This is a genomic window from Buchnera aphidicola (Mindarus keteleerifoliae), assembly GCF_039392895.1.
Lineage (GTDB): Bacteria > Pseudomonadota > Gammaproteobacteria > Enterobacterales > Enterobacteriaceae > Buchnera_A > Buchnera_A aphidicola_A.
Genome location: NZ_CP135027.1, coordinates 13,874 through 36,940, shown reverse-complemented (window position 1 = coordinate 36,940; position 23,067 = coordinate 13,874). Strand labels below are relative to the sequence as shown.

Below are 23,067 nucleotides of genomic sequence, written 5' to 3'. Positions count from 1 at the left end.
AGTTTTGGACATCACAGTGTTCTTCCTAAATAAGAATCCCAATCTTTCCAGATCGGATTTAGCCCCAATTTTTTTAATGTTTTTTCTATTTCTTTTGGAGTTCTAACATCTTTCGTTTCAAATTGTTTCAATTTTTTTTCTTTTTTTTCTTTATTTTCTTCTTTTGAATATCCACCAGGATATGTTTTAGAATAAGCACTAATAGAATTTATTGCAACAGGAATTAGTTTATCTCTAAAGAAAGAGCTTTCTCTTGTAGAAAGAGAAAATTCTACATCAGGAAAAAATAATCTAAATGCACAAATTAGTTGAAATAGTTCTTGGTCATTGATAAAATTAGATGATTTGATTCCTCCTACACAAGGCTGTATTCTAGGAAATGAAACAGAAAAATTACTCCTCCAGTATTTTTTTTTAAGGAATAAAAGATGCATAGCCATAAGATAACAATCCGCTCTCCAATTTTCTGACAAGCCTAATAAAACTCCTAATCCCATATTGCTTATTTTAGATTCTCCTACTCTTTCTAAAGCAGCTAATCGAAAAAAAAAATCTTTTTTTTTCCCTTTAAGATGATGTTTTAAATATGATTTATAATCATATGTTTCTTGATATATTAAAACTCCATCTACACCTATTTTTTTTAATTCTTTATAATTTTCTGTATATAATGGTTGAAACTCTATTGTAAGAGTACTAAAATTATTTCTAATTAAAGGTATGTTTTTTCGAAAATAATTCATACCAACTTTTTTTTCATGTTCTCCACTAACTAATAATATTTTTTCAAATCCTAATTTTTTGATAGTTTTACATTCTTTTATTATTTCTTTAGTAGTTAAAAATTTTCTTTTAATTTTGTTGTTAGCAGAAAACCCGCAATAAGTACAAACATTAGAACATAAATTGGAAAGATATAAAGGTATATACAATGAAACTGTATTTCCAAATCTTTGACGAGTTATTTTTTTTGCTTTTTGAGCAATTTCTTCAACATAATTATTAGCAGTTGGGGATAATAAAGACATAAAATTGTTAGAATTAACTTTTGAAGAAAACAATGCTTCTTTAATATCTAAATCTTTTTTAGATTGAATTTGATTGACTATTTTTTCCCAATTATATTTTTCAAATTCTTGAACAAAATTATTTTTCATAAATTACAATCTCTTGTTCGTTAAAAAAGAAGTTAGAGGACTTGTTAGTTCAGCATATTTTTTTTGTTCGGCTAATTTAGCCTTTCTAGCTAATATTCCAGCTTTAACTGAAAAATAAAAAGCTTTAGCCATAGTAATAGGATCATTAGAAACAGCAATGGCCGTGTTAACTAGTACTGCATCTGCTCCAATTTCAATTGCTTTAGTTGCATCACTAGGAGCACCTATTCCTGCATCAATTATTACTGGAATGTTAGATTGTTCAATAATAATTTTCAGCATTTCAATAGTTTTTAATCCTTTATTACTTCCAATTGGAGACCCAAATGGCATAACAGCCGCACAACCGACTTCTTCTAATCGTTTACATAAAACTAAATCAGCACTGCAGTAAGGCATTACTATAAATTTTTTTTTTACTAATATTTCAGCTGCTTTTAATGTTTCTATTGGATCTGGCATTAAATAATTGGTATCAGGATGAATTTCTAATTTAATCCAATTAGTATTTAGTGCTTCTTTGGCTAAAGAAGCAGCAAAAACTGCTTCTTCGGCATTTTTTGCTCCAGAAGTATTAGGTAAAAATTTTACATTCAATTTTTTTAAAGGATCTAAAAAGTTTTCCTGTTTTTTATTAAAATCAATTCTAGCTATAGCTAATGTTACCATTTCTGTTTTAGAACTCTCAATTGATTTTAACATCATAGATGAACTGGAAAATTTCCCTGTACCTAAAATTAGTCTTGATTGGAACTTTTTATTTGATAATTTAAACATTTTTTTAACCGCCTGCTATAATATGAAAAAAAATAACTTTATCGCCTTTTTTTAAAATATGTTTTTCCCAAGTTTCTTTAGGAATTATATTATTATTAATAGATACAGCTGAGTTTTTAGAATAAATTGGGAATTTCTTAATTAACTTCAAAAGGGATGATGAAGATTCAATAAACTGTTCTTTTTCATTTACTGTTATTTTCATTTTTTTCTCCACAAACTAAACAAAATGTATTTTTTTTTAAATTTATTTGATTAATTAAAAAATTAAAACCATTGAATAACAGTATTTTTCCATTTATTGAGGATTTTCCATACAAGATTAATTTTAATGTTTCTAATGCTTGAAACGTTCCTATTATTCCAGTAATAGGAGAAAATATTCCTAATGATTCGCAATTATGATTTTCTACAACATCAGTAGACCATAAACATGAATAACATCCGAACTTCCAAGGTGGTTTAATAACTATTATTTGACCTTTAAATCCTATTGCTGAAGCAATAACTAAAGGTTTGTTTGCTTTTATACAAAGTTCATTAATTATTCTTCTTGACTTTAAATTATCAGTACAATCTAAAACAATATCTACCTTTTTAATAAAAGGAAACATATTGTTTTTATCAAGATATTTAGATACTGCTGTAATTTGAGAATCAGGATTTATTAATTTTAAGTAATTTTTCACCAATTTAGCTTTTAATTCACCTAATTGATTTAAATTATATATAATTTGTCTTTGCAAATCACTCAGTTCTACAATATCTCCATCAGCAACAATAATTGTATTTACTCCAGAGGAAAAGAGATATATCGAAGCGATAGAACCTAATCCTCCTAATCCAATGATTAAAATTTTACTTTTCCGAATTTTTTTTTGTCCTTTAATGCCTACTTCTTTCAACAAAAAATGACGGCTATAACGTAAAAAATCATTACTATTTAACATGCATGTTATTTCCAATGTTTTTTAATCATTTTTAAAAATTTTAAAACACTAATTTTCCAATTTTTTGATTTTGTTATAGCGCTAATTAAAGAGATTCCATCTATATCAAAATTTAATATTAATGGTAATCTTCTTAATGTAATTCCACCAATTGCTACTATTGGAAAATTATCTTTTTCTTGTATATATTTTTCAACTTTTTTTAATCCTTGAGGCATATCTTTCATTCTTTTACTAAAAGTAGGGAAAATATGTCCTATTGCTATATAAGAAGGTTGAAGTAATTTGGCTTGATTAAATTCAAATTGATTTTTTGTTGAAATACCAAGTTTTATACCTGAATCTAAAATTAATTTGAGATCAGCTTTTTTTAAATCTTCTTGACCCAAATGAACTCCATATGATTTATATTTTATAGCTAATTCCCAATGATCATTAATATATAAATTAAAATTATTTAATTTAGAAATTTTTATTGCTTTTTTTATATCTTTTTCTACATAAATATCAAGCTTTTTTTTGATTCTAAGTTGAATATTTCGAATATTAAATTTAGATAATTTTTTAATCCAATCTATACTGTCTACTATAGGATATAACCCTATTTTCTTTTTGATTTTTGGAAAGTTTTTCAATATTTTATTCCAAATGAATTAATAATTATTATTACATTAAAAAAATAGTTAATATTAACTATTTAAATTAGTTTTTTTGATACTACCACTCCTAATTTCTTGACTAATTTTCATAGAACAAAACTTAGGTCCACACATAGAGCAAAAATGAGCTGTTTTTCCTGATTTATTAGGTATGTTTTCATCATGAAAAGCTTTAGCTGTATTAGGATCAATAGATAAATTAAATTGATCTTCCCATCGAAATTCAAAACGTGCTTTTGATAAAAAGTTATCTCGAATTTGAGCTCCAGGATGTCCTTTAGCTAAATCAGCTGAATGGGCTGCTATCTTATACGCTATTAATCCTGCTTTTACATCCTCTTTATTAGGTAAACCTAAATGTTCTTTAGGAGTAACGTAGCAAAGCATTGCACAACCGTACCAAGCTATCAAAGCTGCTCCAATTCCTGAAGTAATATGATCATAACCTGGAGCAATATCTGTTACCAACGGACCTAATGTATAAAAAGGAGCATTTTGACAGTATTTAATTTGTTTTAACATATTTTCTTTGATCATCTGAATAGGTACGTGTCCAGGACCTTCAATCATTACTTGAACATCTCTAGTCCAAGCTATTTTAGCTAAGTTACCTAACTCTTTTAATTCAGAAAATTGTGCTTGATCATTAGCATCATGAATTGAACCCGGTCTTAAACCATCTCCTAAAGAAATAGAAACGTCATATTCTGAACATATTTCACATATTTCATCAAAATTAGTGAATAAAAAATTTTCTTTTTGATGAAATAAACACCATTTAGCAATGATTGAACCCCCTCTAGATACTATTCCAGTTAGTCTATCAGCTGTCATGGCTATATGATTTAATTTTAATCCTGCATGAATTGTAAAATAATCAACACCCTGTTTTGCTTGATTGATTATAGTTTCTTTAAATATTTTCCAAGTTAAATTTTCCGGTACTCCATTAACACGTTCTAAAGCTTCATATATAGGAACTGTACCTATAGGAACCGGACTATTTCTTAGTATATATTCTCTTATTTCTTTTATGTATCTTCCTGTTGATAAATCCATCACTGTATCAGCACCCCAAACAGTTGCCCATACTAATTTTTCAATTTCTTCTTCAATAGAAGAGGAAAGTGAAGAATTTCCTATATTTGCATTTATCTTAACTAAAAAATCTCGTCCTATGATCATAGGTTCACATTCAGGATGATTAATATTAGCAGGAATGATAGCTCTCCCTTGAGCAACTTGATCTCGGACAAATTCAGGTGTTATTTTCTTATACCTTTTATTTTCAAAATTATCACCTAAATGTTGTTTTTTTAAATTTTTATCAAATATTTTTTGTTGATTTAAATTTTCTCTAATAGCAACAAATTTCATTTCTGATGTAATCATTCCTTTTTTAGCATAATACATTTGAGTTAATTTTTTTTTTGGTTTTACTTTTTTGTAGGTATTAGAATTCAATGTAGCAAAAATTTCTGTTTTTTTATTTATGCAGTTCTTAATAACTTCTTTGTTATGTAAAGTACTATCGTTTCTATCAAAAATCCATTTCTCTCTTATTTTTTTTATTCCTTTATATATGTCAATTTTTTCTTTTTGATCTCCATATGGGCCTGAAGTATCATAAATTAAAACATAGTTTTCTTCTTTTTTTAGTTTACCTTTTTTGTTTAATTTTTTTTCATTAGGACTTATATTCAAATTAATTTTTTTCATTGGAACAAATATTTTTTTTTCATTATCAGAAAGATAAATTTTTTCAGAATTTGGAAAATTAATAATTTTGATTTTATCAATAAATTTTTTTGCTTCTTTTCTGGCAAAATATCGTTTTCTGTTTTTAATAATATCCATTTTTTTCTCTATTTTTTTTCATAAAAAATTAAAATTAATTAAATTATTATTTTTTTAAAACTTTTAAAGTTAATATAATTATACTATGATAGGTTTTTGATTACTACGCAAAATAATATGAATATTAACTTTTAAAAAAAATTTTAGTATAGAGTGTTAATTATACAGCAAATTATATTTTTTTACATTTTTTTAAAATATTAATAATTTATTTCTATAAAAAAATAAAAAATTTAATAAACTTCTTACGAGTTAATAATTTTTTGTTTTCTTCAACAATTTTAATAAATTTATCAAAAATTTAACGTTTGATTTTTTATAAAAATATTTTCTTTAAAATTTCTAAATTATTTAAAAAATAAACATACAAAAAATATATACTTTACATCTCACTTTTATCTATATTTAATTAAAAATTTACTTTATGAAATATAATGTTAATTAAAGGAGTATTAAAATTTTAATTTTTAAAATAATATATTTAATTAAGGAAAAAAAATGAACAAAGCTCAATTAATTGATATTGTTTCTGAAATCACCAATTTGCCTAAAACTACTACCAAAAATTTTCTTGAAACTACTTTATCAACAATTACAAAATCTCTTCAAAAAGGAGAAATCGTACAATTAGTCGGATTTGGAACGTTTAAAGTCAATTATAGATCAGAGAGAATAGGTAGAAATCCTCAAACTGGAGAAGAAATTAAAATTTCTGCAACAAAAATACCAAGTTTTGTTTCAGGGAAAAGTTTGAAAGAAGCAGTTAAATAATTAATAAAAAATGAGGGCATTTAGCCCTCTTATTTTATAGAAATATTTTTCTTTTATTGATTTTTTTGAAACCGTTTATAAGAGTAAAAATTATGGAATTAAAAAATATTAAAACAGCTTTAATTAGTGTTTTTGAAAAATCAGGAATTGTTGAATTTGCTCGGGAATTAGTTAAAAACAATATTAAATTATTTTCTACTGAAGGAACAGCAAATCTATTAAAAAAAAATAAAATAAAAGTTTATAACATATCTAATTATATTAACTTTCCTGAAATAATGGAAGGTCGATTAAAAACTTTGCATTATCAAATTTACGCAGGAGTTTTATATAAAAAAGGAATAGACGACTCCATTTTAAAACGTTATTCTATTATTCCTTTCGATTTAGTAGTAGCTAACTTTTATCCTTTTTCTAAAAAAGAAAATGTAAAGGATAGAGATATTGAAAATGTATTAAATTATATTGATATAGGAGGACCTGCAATAGTTCGAGCTGCTGCAAAAAACTTTAAGTATGTTTCGATACTAGTTGATAGTAAAGATTATTCTTCTTTTGTTAAAAATTTAAATGATAATAAGTTATCTTTTAATGAAAGAATGCGATTAGCTATGAAAGCTTTTAAATATACTTTCTCATATGAACAAAAAATATTTAATTTTTTTAATGAAAGAGTTAATAACCTAAACAAAACAAAAAAAAAATTTCCGAAAATATTAAATATGCAATTTTTTAAGAAAAATGATTTTTTATATGGAGAAAATAAACATCAAAAAGGAGCATTTTATACTGAAAAAAAAATTCTTTCAGGATCTATTGCAAATATAAAAAAGATACAAGGAAAAAAACTATCATTAAATAATATTTATGATGCAGATATAGCTATAGAATGTGTTAAAGAATTCGATCAACCTACTTGTGTAATAGTTAAGCATGGTACTCCTTGTGGAGTAGCTACTAATAAAAATTTACGAAAAGCTTATATATTAGCTTATGAAAGTGATTCTATTTCTGCTTTTGGAGGAATCATTGCTTTTAATAAAATTTTAGATTTTGAAACAGCTTCAGAAATAATAAAAAAACAATTTGTAGAAGTTGTTGTTTTTCCAGATATTACTTTAGATGCTATAAAAGTTTTTAAAAATAAACCAAATGTACGATTACTTTCCGTTGGTCACTTTGAAGATGAAAAAAAATCTCTAGATTTTAAATCTGTAAGTAATGGGCTTTTAATACAGGAAAAAGATCAAATTTTAATTAATAGTAAAAATTGGAAAATAGTAACTCAAAGAAATCCAACTAAAAAAGAAAAAGAAGATGCTATTTTTGCTTGGAAAGTTGTTAAATTCGTTAAGTCAAATGGAATTGTTTATGTAAATGATTCAGTAACTATTGCTATAGGATCTGGGCAACCCAATCGATTATCTTCAATAGAAATAGCTAATAAAAAATTGTCAAATAAAAATAGAAAATCATATAAGAATATAGTTATGGCTTCTGATGCTTTTTTACCTTTTTCTGATTCAATTAAAGAAGCTAACAAATCAAATATAACAACGATCATACAGCCCGGGGGATCTATTAGGGATTCTAAAGTAATAAAAGAAGCAGAAAAATATCAGATGTCAATAATTTTTACTAATTACCGTCATTTCAAACATTAAAAATTGTTATTTTTTATATAAAGTAAATATTTTAGTTTAATTTAAAAACAAGAACTTGGATTGAAACAAGAAGAGCCTTGAAGAATATGGTGATTGCTACCAAGCAAATTCGATTGAATGTAGGAGCATCGTAGTCTTTTTTGTCAGGTGGATGGGAAGGAATGGTCAAAAAGAAGGCGCTTTTTTAAAAAAAGCGCCTTCTTTTTGACCATTCCTTCCCATCCACCTGACAAAAAAGACTACGATGCTCCTACATTCAATCGAATTTGCTTGGTAGCAATCACCATATTCTTCAAGGCTCTTCTTGTTTCAATCCAAGTTCTTGTTTTTAAACCACAATCTGGATTAACCCATAAATTTTCTTTAGAAATATAAGTTAAAGCTTTATTTAATAAATTTTTAATGTTTTCAATTTCTGGGACATTAGGAGAATGTATATCATATACTCCAGGTCCGATACCATTAGGATATTTAAAATTTTTAAAAAATTCTAATAACTGCATATCGGAACGAGATGTTTCAATTGTAATAACATCTGCATCTAATTTTACAATTGCATTCATTATATCTTCAAATTCACAATAACACATATGAGTATGAATTTGAGTAGTATTTTTTACACCAAAACAAGTCAATTTAAACGCTTGAACAGCCCAAAATAAATAATTATCCCAATCTTTTTCTCTTAATGGCAACCCTTCTCTTAAAGCAGGTTCATCAATTTGAATAATTTTAATACCTGAAGATTCTAAATCTAACACTTCATCTCTTAAAGCTAAACCAATTTGCTTAGCTATTAACTCTTTTGAAATATCTTCCCTAATAAAAGACCAACATAAAATGGTTATTGGTCCTGTTAACATTCCTTTAACTAACTTATTAGTTAAAGACTGAGCGTATTTAGACCATTTAACAGTAATATTTTTTGATCTATAAATATCCCCTATAATTATAGGAGGTTTTACACAACGAGAACCATAACTTTGAACCCAACCATAATCAGTGAAAACAAAACCATTTAAATTTTCCCCGAAATATTCAACCATATCATTACGTTCTACTTCTCCATGAACTAACACATCTAATCCTAACGATTCCTGTTCCAAAATTACTTTTTTTATGTTATCTTCAATATGTTTGTTATAATCTTCTATTGACAATAGTCCATTCTTGAAATCTCTTCTTACTTTTCTAATATCTTTAGTTTGAGGAAATGATCCTATTGTTGTAGTCGGAAGTATCGGTAACTTCAATTTTCTTTTTTGCTGATCAAATCGAACTGAATATGAACTTTTTCTATCTAAATTTTGAAAATTAAATTTCTTTAATCTATTTTGGACTTTTCTATTATGAACTAATTTTGAATTATTTCGAATATGAATAAAATTACTCCAATCTTTAATATCTTTCTTATCATCATTATTCAAGGCTTGAGTAAACATAGAAAGCTCAAAACACTTTTGCAAAGCAAAAGAAAACCAATTTTTTATTTCTTGATTTAGATTTTTTTCAAGATTTAAATCAATAGGAGAATGTAATAAGGAACACGATGACCCAATCCAAATATTTTTTCTCTTATTTATTATAGGACGAATTTTATCAAACCAATAAACTAAATCTGTTTTCCAAACATTTCTTCCATTTATTATTCCCAGAGATAATAACCAATCTTTTGGTATATTCAAATTTAATTCAGACAAATTATACTTTCCAGATAATAAATCTATATGTATTCCAGAAACAGGTAACTGCACTATTGTTTCTAAATTAAGATGTATATCTTCAAAATAAGTTGTTAATAATAAATTTTTATTATTACCTAAATAACGATAAGCAAATTTAAACCCTTCTTTCCATTTATTTGGAAGTTCTAAACCTAAAATTGGTTCATCTATTTGAACCCATTTAATTCCTCGATTAGATAATTCTTTTAAAACATAATTATAAATTGGTAACATTTTATGCAATAAATCAATTTTATTAAAATAATCACCTTTAATTTTGCCTAACCAAAGATAAGTTAATGGTCCTAATAAAATTGGCTTTATTTTATATCCTAACAACAATGCTTCATCTACTTCTTCTAATAATTGATTCCAAGAATAAGAAAATTCTTGATTTCTACAAAATTCAGGAACAATGTAATGATAATTAGTATTAAACCATTTTGTCATTTCAGAAGCAAAAACCGGCTTTCCCTTTGGAGCTGAACCACGTGCAATTCTAAACATTGTATCTATATCAATAGAAGAATCAATATTTTTATGTCGATCAGGTATATTTCCTAATAACATACTGGTTGATAACACATGATCATACCAGGCAAAATCACCTACTGGTAAAAAATCAATTCCATATTTTTTTTGTTGTTTCCAATTTTCCTTTCGTAATCTTTTACCTACTAATAACAATTCATTTCTTGTTATCTTTCCAGACCAATAATCTTCCTGAGCTTTTTTTAATTCTCGATTTGATCCAATTCTTGGAAATCCAAGTATGTGATTAAAAATTTTCATAAAATAAACCTTATTTAAAATTTTAAAAAATATAATCTTTGTAAAATTTTTTAAAAAAAATACATCTTTGAAAAATATTTGTGTAAATTTAAACTCAAAATCAGCTATTTAATTTTTTTTTAAATAATTTTGAATTAAATATTAAAAAAGTTAACTAAAAACTTTGCAACTCCATCTTCAGAATTATTTTTTATAAAACTCAAATTTGGTAAAGATTGCTTTAAATCTTTATCAGCATTATTTACCATATATGCTCTACCAGAAATATCTAACATCTCTTTATCATTCATAGAATTTCCGAAAGATATACATTTTTTTAAATGAAATTTAAAATAACTAGACAAAAATTTCAATGCAAAACCCTTAGATATTTTATTTGGCATAATTTCTAAACAAAAAGGAGAAGAATAAGTTGTTATTACGTGATTTTTAAAATTATTTAAAATATCTTTTTCTAAAATTAGTATTTTTTTTTTACTTGTAGAGGTAAAATACACCTTGCTTATATTAGAAGATAAAATTTTTCTTTTTTTAAAATCAAAGAAAGTAGAAATGTTTTTTATATTATTTTTTTCTTTAACTAAAATACCATTAACATACCAACGATCATCTTTATATACATGCGTAAAAATATCTTTATCAAAAGCTCTTATATTTTGTAATTCTTTAGAAATATCAGATGAAAAGTTTTGATTAAAAATTAAATTTCCTAAAGAATCGTAAATTCTTGATCCGTTTGAAGTAATACAAATACAATTAATATCTAACTTTTTTTGAAATTTTATAACATCAATATAATGCCTGCCAGTTGCTATTATAAATCTTATTTTCATGTTAATTAATCTTCTTATTACCAATTTGGTAAATTTAGAAAACCGATAATCATCATTCAGTAATGTTCCATCTAAATCAGAAATAACTGTATAATTCATAAAACAAAATCCTAAAGAAAATTAACTAAAATAAAATTAGCTTTTATTTTAAAATATATATTTTTTACATATTGTTGCAATAATAATGAATTTCTTTTAAAACTACCAAAAAATTTTTTTTTTAACTATTGCATTATGATTCAATTGCAACTCTTAACTTTTTCATAGCATTTTTTTCTAATTGCCTAACTCTTTCAGCAGAAATTCCATAATTATTTGCTATTTCTTGCAAAGTAATTTTATTATTTTCATTCAACCATCTAAGATTAATAATATGTCTACTCCTTTCATCTAGTTTTAATAAAGCATTACTTAATTTGTTTGTTGCATGTTTTTCCCAATTTGCTTCTTCTAAAAGATTTGCAAAATTAGAAGATTGATCTTTTAAATAAGGCTTTACTTTGAAAAATTTTCCTTCTCCATTAGTAGAATCATCTTCAGATGATAAATTAAATGCTACATCTTGTGCAGACATTCTTGATTCCATTTCTCTTACATCTGAAACACTTACTCCAAGTTCTTTAGCAACCGTTTCAATTTCTTGATTATTAAACCATCCTAATCTCTGCTTATTTTTTCTAAGATTAAAAAATAATTTTCTCTGAGATTTAGTTGTGGCTACTTTTACTATTCTCCAATTTCGCAATACATATTCATGTATTTCAGACTTAATCCAATGAACTGCAAATGAAACAAGACGCACATTTAAATTAGGATTAAATCTACGAACTGATTTCATTAATCCTATATTACCTTCTTGAATCAAATCAGCTTGTAATAGACCATAACCAGAATAGTTTCTTGAAATATGAATGACAAATCTTAAATGCGATAGAATTAATATTCTAGCAGCTTCTAGATCTCCATGATAGTATAATTTTTCAGAAAGAAATTTTTCTTCTTTACTTGACAACATAGGCCAAGAATTCACTTTTCTAATGTAAGCATCTAAATTTCCTAAAGGAGTAATAGATAAAATTTGAACCTTACTTATCATGTAAATCCAGATATATTTTTTCGTTAAATATTAAATTACTTGAATTAATAATATACTACTTCAATTATTAAAAAAAATCAAAGACTAAAATATTTTAAAAAATCAAAAAATTTCTTTAACAAAATCTGAACTTTTAAAATAAGATAAATCTGTTATTTTTTCACCTGTTCCTACATATTGTACTGGAATTTTAAATTTATTAGCTAAATTAAAAATAATTCCACCTTTTGATGTACCATCTAATTTGGTTAATATAATACCGCTTAATCCCAAATATTCATTAAATAATTTCACTTGATTTATACTATTTTGTCCTATAGAAGCATCGATTACTACAATTGTTTCATTAAAAATGATGCCTTCTATTTTTTTTATTACTCTTTTAATTTTTTTTAATTCTTCCATCAAAGGAACTTTATTATGTAATCTTCCGGCAGTATCAATGATTAAAATATTTATTTTACTTTTTTTAGCTTCATGAATGGCTTTAAAAACTAAAGAAGCTGGATCTGTCTTATACGAGTCAAAACTTATAGGAATAGAATGTTTACTACTTATCTCTTGTAGTTGTTCTATAGCTGCAGCTCTAAAAGTATCTGCTGCCACCACACTTACTGATTTTCCTATACTTTTGTAAAAATAAGCTAATTTTCCAACTGTAGTAGTTTTTCCTACTCCATTTACTCCAACTATTAACATGACAAAAAGTTTGTCAACATTAATATCCAACGGTTTTTCTACTACTTTTAAAATATTCAACATTTTTTCTTTTAATAAATTATATAAAAATATATTATTATTTTGATTTAAGTAATTTGTTTCTTTTCTTATTTCATTAATAATTTGATCTGTAGTTTTTAACCCTACATCAGATAACAATAATTGTTCTTCTAATTCTTCAAGATTAAAAACATTTTTTTTTCTAAAAAAAATACTTTTGATTTTGTTTCTAAAACTTATTTTAGTTTTATTAAAACAATTTCTAAGAGATCCTAAAATAGAAGTTTTTATTTCTTTTTTATTAATAATAATTTTTGTCATGTCTTTATTTTTAGGACTTAAAAGACTTTTTTTTTTATTTTCTTTATCATTTTTAATTAAAGTAACTGCATCTTTATTGTTTTCTTTTTTCTTAAACCAAGAAAAAAATCTATTTTCTTTTCTGTTTGACATAAATTAACCAGATAAAAATTTTTAATTTCTTCAATATCTTGTTATTATAACTTTATATTATTATGCATTGTAAGTAAACAATGTCTTTTATTAATAATCGACATAAACTTAAACCAAATAGTCTACTTTAAGTATGAAAAAAAATACACAAAGAAAAATTAAAATTATTGGAGGATTTTTAAAAAATAAAATTTTAAATGTAAAAAATTCTTTACATAATAGACCGACAACTAACAAAAAAAGAGAAACTTTGTTTGAATGGCTAAAACATGATATCAAAAATTCCAATTGTCTTGATTGTTTTGCAGGGACCGGGGCTTTAGGAATAGAATCTATATCCAGAGGAGCTAAAAAATCTTTATTATTAGAAATAAATAAATTAATAATTCCTTATTTATATAAAAACATATCTAATGTACCCAATATATTCATTATTAATACTAATGCTTTATTATGGTTAAAAAAAAAAGGAAATCCTTTTGATATCATATTTTTAGATCCTCCTTTTAAACTTAATTTGTTGCAAAAAACAATTTTTTTATTGAAAAAAAATAACTGGATAAGAAATAGTTCTATTATTTACATAGAAAAATCAAAAAAATTTAATACTTTAAATATACCAAAAAATTGGATGTTAAAAAAATATGCAGAAAATAAGAAAAACGAATATTTTCTTTATGTAAAAAAATAAATATTTAATCTTCATTAAACTGAAATAAAGTTTATTTGTTTAAATTATCTTATTAACTTTTTATAAAAAATGATAGAATATATCTTCATAAAATATTTTCTAATATGATTTAAAAATTATTTTTTACATAAAAAATAATTATTCCTTTTAAATAGAATCATAAAAAAATTTTTAATTTTTTTTAAAAAATAAATTGTTGAGATAGTTATGAAAAATTATACTGGTATTTTTAAAAGAATAAAAAAATTAATACCCGATCATATTCAACCTAAATTTGAAAATGAAATAGACTTGCTAAATTGGAATCAAGAACAAGGAAAAATTGATTCTGAATCAATAATTAGAAAAAACAAAGCAATGAAAATGCAAAAAATTTTAGGAAGATCCGGAATTAAGGAATTATATATAAATTGTTCTTTTGATAATTATAAAATCGAACATGAAGGACATCGGAAAGTTCTTAAAGCAACCCGAAAATATGCTGAAGAATTTCATTCTAATATAGCTAGTTTCATTTTTTCAGGAAGACCTGGAACAGGAAAAAATCATCTTGCTTCAGCAATTGGAAACTATTTAATTTTAAATGGAAACAGTGTTCTTATTGTCACTGTAGCAGATTTAATGTCAAATATAAAAAGTACATTCAACACCAATAACATCATGACAGAAGAACGTTTACTAAACGAATTAAGTTCAGTTGATTTACTGATGATAGATGAAATAGGTATGCAAACAGAATCTAGATACGAAAAAGTCATTATTAATCAAATTGTAGATAGAAGATCTTCTTCTAAAAAATCAACTGGAATGTTATCAAATTTAGATCATAGAGGAATGAAATTATTATTAGGAGAAAGAGTCATAGATAGAATGAAATTAGGTAAAAGTTTATGGTTAACTTTTGAATGGAATAGTTACAGAAAAAACGTTAAAGGAAATGAGTATTAAACTATGTTTGAAAATATTATCGCACTCGTGCTACATATTCTCCTGATCTAGTATCAACTTTAATTATTTCGCCTTCTTTTATAAAAAGAGGAACTCTTATTGAAGCTCCAGTAATTAATTTTGCTTTTTTTGTAGTAGTTCCTATGCTATCTCCTTTTAAACTAGGACTTGTTTCAATTACTTTCAATTCTACAAAATTACTTAATGTTACTGATATCACTTCGTTGTTCCATAACATTAAGGTACAATTTGTTAGATCTACTAACCATTTTTTAACATCTTTCAATACTTCTTCTTTCGCGGAAATTTCTTCAAATGTCTTTTTATTAATAAAAAACCAAAATTTTCTATTGTTATATAAATAAGAAGCAGCTACTTCTATAATATCAGCACTTTGCAACGTTTCAGTAGCTTTAAAAGTTTTATCTATCAACTTTCCTGTTAATAATCTTCTTAATTTTACTCTAACAAAAGATTGTCCTTTTCCAGGTTTAATAAATTGACTACTTTCAATTACATATGGTTCTTTGTCAAAAATAATTTTTAATCCTGATCTAAAATAATTGCTATTATATATAGTCATAGTTTCCTTTTAAAAAGAATTAAAAAATGAAAAATGAAAAAAATGAATTATGGATGAATGAACTTTCAAAAAATGTTACTTCTGTTAAAAAATTATTCAATTTGTTAAATATTAAAGATGTCACTGACTTTTACACTAAAAATAAAATATTAAAATCATTTCCGTTACGAGTACCTTTAAAATTTGTTGAAAGAATGAAAAAAAATAATTTAAAAGACCCTTTATTATTGCAAATTTTAATAAAAAAACAAGAAATTTTTAATTTTTTAGGGTTTAACAAAGATCCTTTAAAAGAGGAAAAAAATATTATTTTTCCAGGTTTGATAAAAAAATATTCTGATCGAGTTTTATTATTAGTAAAAACTAATTGTGCAATTAACTGTAGGTACTGTTTCAGAAAATTTTTTCCTTACAAAAATAATTTAGGAAACAAAAAAAATTGGCACAATTCTCTAAATTATATAAAAGAAAATCAACAATTAAAAGAAATAATCTTATCGGGAGGTGACCCTTTAATGGCAAAAGACAAAGAAATAAATTGGTTGCTTAAAAAAATTCAGAAGATTAAGCACATTAAAAGAATTAGAATTCATAGTAGATTACCTGTAGTAATACCTTCTAGAATAACAGAAAAACTTTGTAAAATTTTTAAATCAATAAAAATAAAAATTTTACTTGTTACACATATAAATCATGCTCAAGAAATAAATAAAGAAGTTAAAAACAGTATGAATTTACTAAAAAAAACAGGAATTTTTTTATTAAATCAGAGTGTTTTACTACGTGGTGTAAATGATACTTATACCGACTTATTAAATTTAAGTAATAAATTATTCGAAGCTAATATTCTACCTTATTATTTACACATGTTAGACCCAGTTTATGGAACAAAACACTTCTATGTTAAAAAATCAAAAGCAAAAAAAATAATGAGAAAACTAACAAAAAAAATTTCTGGATTTTTAGTTCCTAAATTAGTTTTAGAAAAATCTAATGAACAAAGTAAAACTTTAATTGATTTAAACCTTTAAAATTTTCCCTAAATATTTTATATTTAGGGAAAATAAAATTAATTCGAAAAATTACATCATTCCGCCCATACCACCCATTCCACCTGCAGGTGCTCCACCACCTAAATCAGATTTTTCTTCTTTTGGTAAATCAGTTACCATACATTCTGTAGTAATCATTAAACCAGCTACTGAAGAAGCATATTGTAATGCTGAACGAGTTACTTTTGTTGGATCTAATATTCCAAATTGAATCATATCACCATATTCATCTGTTGCTGCATTATATCCATAATTTCCTTTTCCATCTTTTACATTATTTGTTACAACAGATGGTTCTTCTCCTGAATTAGAAACAATTTGACGCAATGGAGCTTCCATAGCTCTTAAAGCAACTCTAATCCCTACATTTTGATCTTCATTTTGACCTAACATTCCAGAAATCTTTTCTGCAACTCTTACTAATGCTACCCCTCCACCTGCAACAACTCCTTCTTCTACAGCTGCTCTAGTAGCATGTAAAGCATCTTCTACACGTGCTTTTTTCTCTTTCATTTCAACTTCTGTTGCTGCGCCTACTTTCAATACTGCAACACCACCTGATAATTTAGCTAATCTTTCATTTAATTTTTCTTTATCATAATCAGAAGTAGATTCAAAAATTTCTTGTCTAATTTGATTAATTCTATTTTTTATTGATTCTTTTTTACCAATACCGCCTATAATCGTAGTAGTATCTTTGCTAATAACTACTCGTTTAGCTTGACCTAAATCTTCTAAACTTGATTTTTCCAAATCCATTGCTAATTCTTCAGATATTACTGTTCCACCTGTTAATATTGCAATATCCTGCAACATGGATTTTCTTCGATCACCAAAACCAGGAGCCTTAACAGCAGCAACTTTTACAATTCCTCTCATCGAATTTACCACTAATGTAGCTAATGCTTCTCCTTCTAAATCTTCGGAAATAATTAACATTGGTTTTCCAGATTTAGCTACAGCTTCTAACAAAGGTAACAATTCTCTGATATTAGATATTTTTTTGTCTGCCATTAAAATATAAGGATTATCTAATTCTACTATTCCTGTTTCAGTCTTATTTATAAAATAAGGAGATAAATATCCTCGATCAAATTGCATTCCTTTTACTACTTCTAGTTCGTCTTGTAATCCTGTTCCTTCTTCTACAGTGATTACACCGTCATTACCTACTTTTTCCATAGCATCAGAAATTAATGAACCAACTTTTTCATCCGCATTAGCTGAAATTGTCCCTACTTGAGTAATCGCTTTAGCATCGGAACAAGGTACTGACATTTTTTTTAGTTCATGAACAGCACTAATGACCGCTTTATCAATTCCTCTTTTTAAATCCATAGGATTCATTCCAGCTGCAACAGCCTTTAAACCTTCATTAACTATTGCTTGAGCTAATAAAGTTGCTGTTGTTGTACCATCGCCTGCTACATCATTAGCCTTTGAAGCTACTTCTTTTACCATCTGAGCGCCCATGTTTTCGAATTTATCTTCTAATTCAATTTCTCGAGCAACAGAAACACCATCTTTAGTTATACTAGGTGCTCCAAAAGATTTATCCAAAACTACATTTCTACCCTTTGGTCCCAACGTTACTTTTACTGCATCTGCTAATACATTGACTCCGCGAAGCATTTTTACTCTAGCTTCGTTACCAAATCGTACATCTTTAGCTGCCATTAGAAATTTCCCTCAAGTAAAGTGTTTTATCAGTAAATACTCTGGTTAATTTTACTCTTCAACAACTGCTAAAATATCACTTTCTGTCAAAATTAATAATTCCGTATTATCGATTTTCTCAGTTTTTGCTCCATATCCTTCATTAAAAATTACAACATCACCTACCTTTACATCTAAAGGTTTAATTTTTCCATTTTCTAACACTCTTCCATTACCTACAGCAGTGATAGTCCCTCTAGTAGATTTTCCGGCTGCAGAACCAGTTAAAACGATTCCACCCGCTGATTTTGTTTCAACTTCATTTCGTTTTATTATTACACGATCATGTAATGGACGAATTTTCATTTCTTTAACTTCTCCTTCAAAATTTTAAAAAATTAACTTTTAATAAAAAAATTAAAATTTTTAATAAGTTTCCTATATTTGATATAGGGATGAATAAGTAAACTTTCAAGGGGGATATTGACGTTTATTTTAAAATATTTTTTAACATTTTTAAATCTTATTCTAAATGACATCTAGTAATAAATTAACTATAAATAAAAAATTTGACATCAGCATCTAAATAATGCTTAAATAGAGAGGATAGCCCGAATAGCTCAGTCGGTAGAGCAGGGGACTGAAAATCCCCGTGTCGGTGGTTCAATTCCGCCTTCGGGCAAATCTAAAGATTACTATTATTAATTCTTTGAAATAAGAAGTGTTTTGATAATTAATAAATTTTAAAAACATTTTACTTTTTTAAAAAAATTATTTTCCAATACAAAAATCAGAAAATATTTTTTTTAAAACATCATCAGATGTCACATTTCCAGTAATTTTGTTTAATGTGTTTTGAATTAATTTTAAATCTTCTGCTAACAGTTCAATGTTTTTTTTTCTTTTCCAATTTTTAATTCCTAACAAAAGTTGTTTATTAGCTTTTTCTAAAGCATCTAAATGACGTGAACGAGCTAAAAATTTATTTTCAATATTTTCGTTAAAAAAAATATTTTCTTTAAATATTTTCCAAATAGATTCTATACCTATTTCTTTTTTAACCGATATTTTTAATATTTTAAAATTTTTAAAAGCAAAGAAATTCTGTTCATTTTTAACAAGATCAATTTTATTTAAAATTATAGAAATATTTTTAGTGCTTTTTGAAAAAAAGGAGATAAAATTTTTAAAATATTTTTTTTGTTTTTTTATTTCCAAACTTGCATCTATAACAAAAAATATGTGTTCTGCTAATTTAATTTCTTCCCATGCTTTTTTGATACCAATTTTTTCAATTTTGTTTCTAGTATTGTGAATTCCAGCTGTATCAACAAGTTTAATATTTGTTCCTTTTATCAATATATTTTCATATACTACGTCTCTGGTAGTCCCTTTAATATTAGTTACTATAGATCGATCCCGAAGAGTTAACAAATTAAATAGACTAGATTTTCCGGCATTTGGATGACCAGCTATCACTACCCTTATTCCTTCTCTGTCAAAGTTATTTTTTAAAGAAAATTTATCAAACTTTAAAAAATTTAAAGATATATCTTTTAATTTAGAATCAATTTTTGAATCAAAAATTATATTTTCTTCTTCAGAAAAATTAATTTCTGTTTCTATATGAACACATAATTCTAATATCAACTTTAATACTTTTTGAAGATATTTTGAAAAAATGCCTTTCAAAGAATTTAATGATGCTTGAATAGCATATTGAGAATTAGAACTAATTAAATCTGAAATTGCCTCAGCTTGAATTAAATCAATTTTACCATTTAAAAATGCTCTTTTAGAGAATTCACCAGGTTCTGCTATTCTAACTCCTTTTATCGAAAGTATTCTTTGAACAATAGAGTTTAATATTATCTGATTTCCATGACCCTGTAACTCCAATACATCTTCTCCTGTAAATGAACTTGGTCCCAAAAACCATATTGCTACACCACTATCTAAAATAACATTTTTTTCTCCAAAAAAATCTAAATGATAAACATATCTAGGCTTAATTTCTCTTTTTAACACCTTTAAAATTATGCTTTTTGTTTTGATTCCAGAAACACGTATAATCCCAACTGCCGATGTGCCTCTTGGAGTAATTTGTGAAACAATGGTATCATCTTCTATAAACATATAAAATTTTCTCTTGAAACATATTTCTTAAAATTAATTTTTAAAAGTAAACTTTTGTTGAATTACAGTGATCAAATTACTAGAAATGTAATAAAGAACCAATCCTGATGGAAACCATAAAAAAAAGAAAACAAATATAAAGGGTAAAAAATACATTACTTTTTTCTGAATTGGATCTGAAATATCATTCAAAGATGTTTTTTGAATTAAAAACATTGATAAACCCATCAATATTGGTAAAATGTAATAAGGGTCATAAGAAGATAGATCAACTATCCATAATAAAAAAGGTGCATGTCTTAATTCTATAGAAGACATTAACATATAATATAAACCTAAAAAAATTGGCATTTGTATCAAAACTGGTAAACATCCTCCAAAAGGATTAATCTTCTCTTTTTGATATAACATCATAATTTCTTGACTTAATCTCTTTTTATCATCATTAAATTTTTCTTTTATCATATCAATTTTAGGTTGAAAACTTTTCATTTTAATCATAGATTTATATTGGGCTCGAGTTAAAGGATACATCAACAATTTAATAATTAAAGTGATTAATACAATAGAAAAACCCCAATTTCCAACTAACTGATATATATATTTCAATAATTTAAATAATGGTTGAGAAATAAACCATAACCAACCGTAATCTACTGTTAAATCCAAATTAGGTGCAACTAATTTCATTTTTTCTTGAATTTTTGGACCGATCCACAATACAGATCTAATTTTCTTATGAGAGTTTGGATTAATAAATATTTTTTTTGAAATGTAAGCTATATTAACTAAATTTCTTTCTGATTTAGAAGTGTAAATATAATTAATAATATTTTTCTCTTTAGGAATCCAAGCAGTGCTGAAATACTGCTGAACCATAGCTATCCATCCATTTTTAGTACTTATTTTTATCTGCTTATTATTATCTATATCTTCGAATTTATGTTTTTTAAATCTATTTTGAATTGAAGAATAAGCACTACCTCTAAAAGTATGAAGCATAAAATTATGTTTATACTTACTTTTCTGAATTTTAAGTTCATTTGCATTTTGCTGTAATTCATTTAACAACTGCACTTCTAACTTCTTTTTACTTAAATTTGAAACATCATATTCGACATAAATATCATATTGTCCTTTTTTAAATATAAAAGTTTTTTTGTATAAAATATTTTTTTTTGAAAACCACCACATTGGTACTTTTAGTACTTTTTCATTCTTTTTTAATTGAAAAAAAGTTTTATTTGTTTGATATATAGGTCTTTTATTATAATAAAAATTATCAGATCCATCTTTCCCTATTAAGCCACTTTTAGCATGATATAAAAATGATGGTTTAGTATCTAACAATCGAACTGGTTTTTTAGAATTTAAATCTTTTTTATAATTGTTCAGATTAGCTTCAATTATATCTCCTCCTCTCATATTAATTTTTAAAGATAAAACATCTGTTTTAACTAAGATGTTTTTAGAAAAACTATTTCTATATTCAATTAAATTAGAAACATTTGTTTTTTCTTTACTCATATCTAATTGTGTAAAAGTTTCTTTCTTATATTCTTTCCAAACAAAAAATGAAAAAATAAAAAATAAAAACACAAAAAAATTACGTTTTAGATCCATGATTTTTTTTTACTTCCTTATGATAAATTGGAACTCTATCAAAACCACCAACATGAAAAGGATGACATTTTAAAATTCTTTTTATAATTAAAAAAATAGATTTAATTAATCCAAATCGATATATTGCAATTTTCGCATACTCTGAACAAGTTGGATAAAATCGACATGATGGAAACATCAAACTACTAACAAAATGTTGGTAAAAATATATGATATATATCAAGATCCTAGAAATTATTGATAATGACGATACCATAAATTCCTTAAAATTTTATTTAATAGATCATTTTTTAAAAACATAACTTCTTTTTTTACTACAACGACAAAATCCATTTTTACTAATTTATGTTGTGACATACGAAACGTTTCTCTAACCAATCTTTTAATTCTAATTCTTTCATGAGATAATTTTATTTGTTTCCGTGCTATACTAATTCCTAACCTAGGAACTATTAAAAAATTTAAACAACTAAATACCGTTATTTTTGAAATCTCAACTCTATAAAAAGGTTTTCGAAAAACATTTTTAAATTGAAACGAATTTAATAACTTCATTTCTTTGTTGAAAAAATACTTAGTCACTTGTTTTTTTATTTTGAAGAAATAGTTAAACGAGTTCTTAACTTAGATCGTCTACGAGATAAAATATGACGTCCATTTTTTGTACTCATTCTAAAACGAAAACCATGAGATCTATTTCGCTTAATTACAGAAGGCTGAAAAGTTCTTTTCATAATTAATCCTTTTTTAAAATTATAAATATAATTGTATATACTATAGGTTAAAAACCCAACTTCATATATAAAGAATAATAATTCTAAAATATAGAGTCAATTATCTTTTAACAATTTTTAAATTAATTAATTGTAAAAATATATTTATTATGAAAATAAACAACTTAACGATATTAATCATCTATGTATTT

The 23,067-nt window shown here is 25.2% G+C and carries 23 protein-coding genes and 1 tRNA gene; 6 read left to right on the top strand and 18 right to left on the bottom strand.

The features are described from left to right. Nucleotides 1-11: 11 nt before the first annotated feature. Genes thiH through thiC form a run of 6 tightly spaced genes read right to left on the bottom strand, consistent with a single transcriptional unit; the run spans nt 12 to nt 5,400 of the window. Nucleotides 12-1,157 (bottom strand): 2-iminoacetate synthase ThiH, encoded by a 1,146-nt coding sequence (gene thiH, locus RJT62_RS00180; protein WP_343153727.1) that lies wholly within the window; start codon nt 1,155-1,157, stop codon nt 12-14. Nucleotides 1,158-1,160: 3 nt separating this feature from the next. Continuing rightward, nucleotides 1,161-1,934 carry a thiazole synthase gene (locus RJT62_RS00175; protein WP_343153726.1) on the bottom strand — a complete coding sequence of 258 codons (774 nt, stop codon included), beginning with the start codon at nt 1,932-1,934 and terminating at the stop codon, nt 1,161-1,163. A gap of 4 nt (nt 1,935-1,938) precedes the next feature. Further along, nucleotides 1,939-2,139 carry a sulfur carrier protein ThiS gene (thiS, locus tag RJT62_RS00170; protein ID WP_343153725.1) on the bottom strand — a complete coding sequence of 67 codons (201 nt, stop codon included), beginning with the start codon at nt 2,137-2,139 and terminating at the stop codon, nt 1,939-1,941. Further along, nucleotides 2,120-2,884 (bottom strand): HesA/MoeB/ThiF family protein, encoded by a 765-nt coding sequence (locus RJT62_RS00165; protein WP_343153724.1) that lies wholly within the window; start codon nt 2,882-2,884, stop codon nt 2,120-2,122. The genes thiS and RJT62_RS00165 overlap by 20 nt, the downstream gene beginning before the upstream one ends. A gap of 5 nt (nt 2,885-2,889) precedes the next feature. Then, entirely contained in the window at nt 2,890-3,519 is a 630-nt protein-coding gene (gene thiE / locus RJT62_RS00160) for a thiamine phosphate synthase (protein WP_343153723.1), read from the bottom strand. Between the two features lie 54 nt (nt 3,520-3,573). Then, the gene (gene thiC, locus RJT62_RS00155; RefSeq protein WP_343153721.1) at nt 3,574-5,400 is read right to left on the bottom strand and encodes a phosphomethylpyrimidine synthase ThiC; all 1,827 of its coding nucleotides are present in this window, start codon (nt 5,398-5,400) and stop codon (nt 3,574-3,576) included. Between the two features lie 498 nt (nt 5,401-5,898). On the opposite strand from thiC, the gene RJT62_RS00150 reads away from it, so the two are divergent. Then, on the top strand, nt 5,899-6,171 hold the full coding sequence (locus RJT62_RS00150; protein ID WP_343153719.1) for an HU family DNA-binding protein: 273 nt from the start codon (nt 5,899-5,901) through the stop codon (nt 6,169-6,171). A gap of 92 nt (nt 6,172-6,263) precedes the next feature. After that, nucleotides 6,264-7,835 (top strand): bifunctional phosphoribosylaminoimidazolecarboxamide formyltransferase/IMP cyclohydrolase, encoded by a 1,572-nt coding sequence (purH, locus tag RJT62_RS00145; protein WP_343153717.1) that lies wholly within the window; start codon nt 6,264-6,266, stop codon nt 7,833-7,835. A 239-nt stretch (nt 7,836-8,074) separates the two neighbouring features. On the opposite strand, the gene metE is transcribed toward purH, so the two are convergent. From metE to ftsY, 4 genes are all read right to left on the bottom strand, one after another. Continuing rightward, nucleotides 8,075-10,351: a 5-methyltetrahydropteroyltriglutamate--homocysteine S-methyltransferase gene (metE, locus tag RJT62_RS00140; protein WP_343153715.1), complete on the bottom strand. Its 2,277-nt coding sequence runs from the start codon at nt 10,349-10,351 to the stop codon at nt 8,075-8,077. A 134-nt stretch (nt 10,352-10,485) separates the two neighbouring features. Continuing rightward, complete coding sequence (locus RJT62_RS00135; RefSeq protein ID WP_343153713.1) at nt 10,486-11,283, bottom strand: Cof-type HAD-IIB family hydrolase; 798 nt, start codon at nt 11,281-11,283, stop codon at nt 10,486-10,488. A 133-nt stretch (nt 11,284-11,416) separates the two neighbouring features. Further along, nucleotides 11,417-12,280: an RNA polymerase sigma factor RpoH gene (gene rpoH / locus RJT62_RS00130; RefSeq protein WP_343153712.1), complete on the bottom strand. Its 864-nt coding sequence runs from the start codon at nt 12,278-12,280 to the stop codon at nt 11,417-11,419. 102 nt (nt 12,281-12,382) lie between these two features. Continuing rightward, the gene (gene ftsY, locus RJT62_RS00125) at nt 12,383-13,453 is read right to left on the bottom strand and encodes a signal recognition particle-docking protein FtsY (RefSeq protein ID WP_343153710.1); all 1,071 of its coding nucleotides are present in this window, start codon (nt 13,451-13,453) and stop codon (nt 12,383-12,385) included. Between the two features lie 133 nt (nt 13,454-13,586). Between ftsY and rsmD the strand changes: the two genes are divergently transcribed. Continuing rightward, a complete protein-coding gene (gene rsmD / locus RJT62_RS00120) occupies nt 13,587-14,144 on the top strand; it encodes a 16S rRNA (guanine(966)-N(2))-methyltransferase RsmD (RefSeq protein ID WP_343153707.1) in 558 nt (185 codons plus the stop codon). A 207-nt stretch (nt 14,145-14,351) separates the two neighbouring features. Next, on the top strand, nt 14,352-15,092 hold the full coding sequence (dnaC, locus tag RJT62_RS00115; RefSeq protein ID WP_343153706.1) for a DNA replication protein DnaC: 741 nt from the start codon (nt 14,352-14,354) through the stop codon (nt 15,090-15,092). A 16-nt stretch (nt 15,093-15,108) separates the two neighbouring features. Here the strand turns inward: dnaC and efp are convergent, their stop codons facing one another. After that, nucleotides 15,109-15,675 carry an elongation factor P gene (gene efp / locus RJT62_RS00110; protein WP_343153704.1) on the bottom strand — a complete coding sequence of 189 codons (567 nt, stop codon included), beginning with the start codon at nt 15,673-15,675 and terminating at the stop codon, nt 15,109-15,111. Nucleotides 15,676-15,701: 26 nt separating this feature from the next. Between efp and epmB the strand changes: the two genes are divergently transcribed. Next, a complete protein-coding gene (gene epmB, locus RJT62_RS00105; RefSeq protein WP_343153702.1) occupies nt 15,702-16,706 on the top strand; it encodes an EF-P beta-lysylation protein EpmB in 1,005 nt (334 codons plus the stop codon). Nucleotides 16,707-16,757: 51 nt separating this feature from the next. Here the strand turns inward: epmB and groL are convergent, their stop codons facing one another. Both groL and RJT62_RS00095 read right to left on the bottom strand, forming a co-directional pair. Beyond that, nucleotides 16,758-18,404, bottom strand: a complete 1,647-nt coding sequence (gene groL / locus RJT62_RS00100) for a chaperonin GroEL (RefSeq protein ID WP_343153699.1) — start codon at nt 18,402-18,404, stop codon at nt 16,758-16,760. A gap of 51 nt (nt 18,405-18,455) precedes the next feature. Beyond that, a complete protein-coding gene (locus RJT62_RS00095; RefSeq protein WP_343153697.1) occupies nt 18,456-18,749 on the bottom strand; it encodes a co-chaperone GroES in 294 nt (97 codons plus the stop codon). Between the two features lie 243 nt (nt 18,750-18,992). Between RJT62_RS00095 and RJT62_RS00090 the strand changes: the two genes are divergently transcribed. After that, nucleotides 18,993-19,065 (top strand) — tRNA-Phe (locus RJT62_RS00090). An 89-nt stretch (nt 19,066-19,154) separates the two neighbouring features. Here RJT62_RS00090 and mnmE read toward each other — a convergent pair. The 5 genes from mnmE to rpmH are packed head-to-tail and all read right to left on the bottom strand — an operon-like array spanning nt 19,155 to nt 22,876. Next, nucleotides 19,155-20,519 carry a tRNA uridine-5-carboxymethylaminomethyl(34) synthesis GTPase MnmE gene (gene mnmE, locus RJT62_RS00085; protein WP_343153696.1) on the bottom strand — a complete coding sequence of 455 codons (1,365 nt, stop codon included), beginning with the start codon at nt 20,517-20,519 and terminating at the stop codon, nt 19,155-19,157. A 33-nt stretch (nt 20,520-20,552) separates the two neighbouring features. Next, nucleotides 20,553-22,142, bottom strand: coding sequence for a membrane protein insertase YidC (yidC, locus tag RJT62_RS00080; RefSeq protein ID WP_343153694.1), 1,590 nt, complete (start codon nt 22,140-22,142; stop codon nt 20,553-20,555). Then, the gene (gene yidD / locus RJT62_RS00075; protein ID WP_343153692.1) at nt 22,126-22,398 is read right to left on the bottom strand and encodes a membrane protein insertion efficiency factor YidD; all 273 of its coding nucleotides are present in this window, start codon (nt 22,396-22,398) and stop codon (nt 22,126-22,128) included. Before yidD ends, yidC begins: the two co-directional genes overlap by 17 nt. Next, a complete protein-coding gene (rnpA, locus tag RJT62_RS00070) occupies nt 22,377-22,697 on the bottom strand; it encodes a ribonuclease P protein component (RefSeq protein ID WP_343153689.1) in 321 nt (106 codons plus the stop codon). The genes yidD and rnpA overlap by 22 nt, the downstream gene beginning before the upstream one ends. Nucleotides 22,698-22,732: 35 nt before the next feature. Next, nucleotides 22,733-22,876: a 50S ribosomal protein L34 gene (rpmH, locus tag RJT62_RS00065; protein WP_343153687.1), complete on the bottom strand. Its 144-nt coding sequence runs from the start codon at nt 22,874-22,876 to the stop codon at nt 22,733-22,735. Between the last annotated feature and the right edge of the window lie 191 nt (nt 22,877-23,067).

Coding starts and splice junctions, on each gene's coding strand:
- rpmH (WP_343153687.1), bottom strand. CDS start 22,876: ATGAAAAGAACTTTTCAGCCTTCTGTAATTAAGCGAAATAGATCTCAT.
- epmB (WP_343153702.1), top strand. CDS start 15,702: ATGAAAAATGAAAAAAATGAATTATGGATGAATGAACTTTCAAAAAAT.
- mnmE (WP_343153696.1), bottom strand. CDS start 20,519: ATGTTTATAGAAGATGATACCATTGTTTCACAAATTACTCCAAGAGGC.
- rpoH (WP_343153712.1), bottom strand. CDS start 12,280: ATGATAAGTAAGGTTCAAATTTTATCTATTACTCCTTTAGGAAATTTA.
- RJT62_RS00175 (WP_343153726.1), bottom strand. CDS start 1,934: ATGTTTAAATTATCAAATAAAAAGTTCCAATCAAGACTAATTTTAGGT.
- RJT62_RS00135 (WP_343153713.1), bottom strand. CDS start 11,283: ATGAATTATACAGTTATTTCTGATTTAGATGGAACATTACTGAATGAT.
- RJT62_RS00165 (WP_343153724.1), bottom strand. CDS start 2,884: ATGTTAAATAGTAATGATTTTTTACGTTATAGCCGTCATTTTTTGTTG.
- purH (WP_343153717.1), top strand. CDS start 6,264: ATGGAATTAAAAAATATTAAAACAGCTTTAATTAGTGTTTTTGAAAAA.
- ftsY (WP_343153710.1), bottom strand. CDS start 13,453: ATGTCAAACAGAAAAGAAAATAGATTTTTTTCTTGGTTTAAGAAAAAA.
- groL (WP_343153699.1), bottom strand. CDS start 18,404: ATGGCAGCTAAAGATGTACGATTTGGTAACGAAGCTAGAGTAAAAATG.
- RJT62_RS00095 (WP_343153697.1), bottom strand. CDS start 18,749: ATGAAAATTCGTCCATTACATGATCGTGTAATAATAAAACGAAATGAA.
- thiC (WP_343153721.1), bottom strand. CDS start 5,400: ATGGATATTATTAAAAACAGAAAACGATATTTTGCCAGAAAAGAAGCA.
- metE (WP_343153715.1), bottom strand. CDS start 10,351: ATGAAAATTTTTAATCACATACTTGGATTTCCAAGAATTGGATCAAAT.
- efp (WP_343153704.1), bottom strand. CDS start 15,675: ATGACTATATATAATAGCAATTATTTTAGATCAGGATTAAAAATTATT.
- thiH (WP_343153727.1), bottom strand. CDS start 1,157: ATGAAAAATAATTTTGTTCAAGAATTTGAAAAATATAATTGGGAAAAA.
- rsmD (WP_343153707.1), top strand. CDS start 13,587: ATGAAAAAAAATACACAAAGAAAAATTAAAATTATTGGAGGATTTTTA.
- dnaC (WP_343153706.1), top strand. CDS start 14,352: ATGAAAAATTATACTGGTATTTTTAAAAGAATAAAAAAATTAATACCC.
- thiS (WP_343153725.1), bottom strand. CDS start 2,139: ATGAAAATAACAGTAAATGAAAAAGAACAGTTTATTGAATCTTCATCA.
- rnpA (WP_343153689.1), bottom strand. CDS start 22,697: ATGAAGTTATTAAATTCGTTTCAATTTAAAAATGTTTTTCGAAAACCT.
- RJT62_RS00150 (WP_343153719.1), top strand. CDS start 5,899: ATGAACAAAGCTCAATTAATTGATATTGTTTCTGAAATCACCAATTTG.
- yidC (WP_343153694.1), bottom strand. CDS start 22,142: ATGGATCTAAAACGTAATTTTTTTGTGTTTTTATTTTTTATTTTTTCA.
- yidD (WP_343153692.1), bottom strand. CDS start 22,398: ATGGTATCGTCATTATCAATAATTTCTAGGATCTTGATATATATCATA.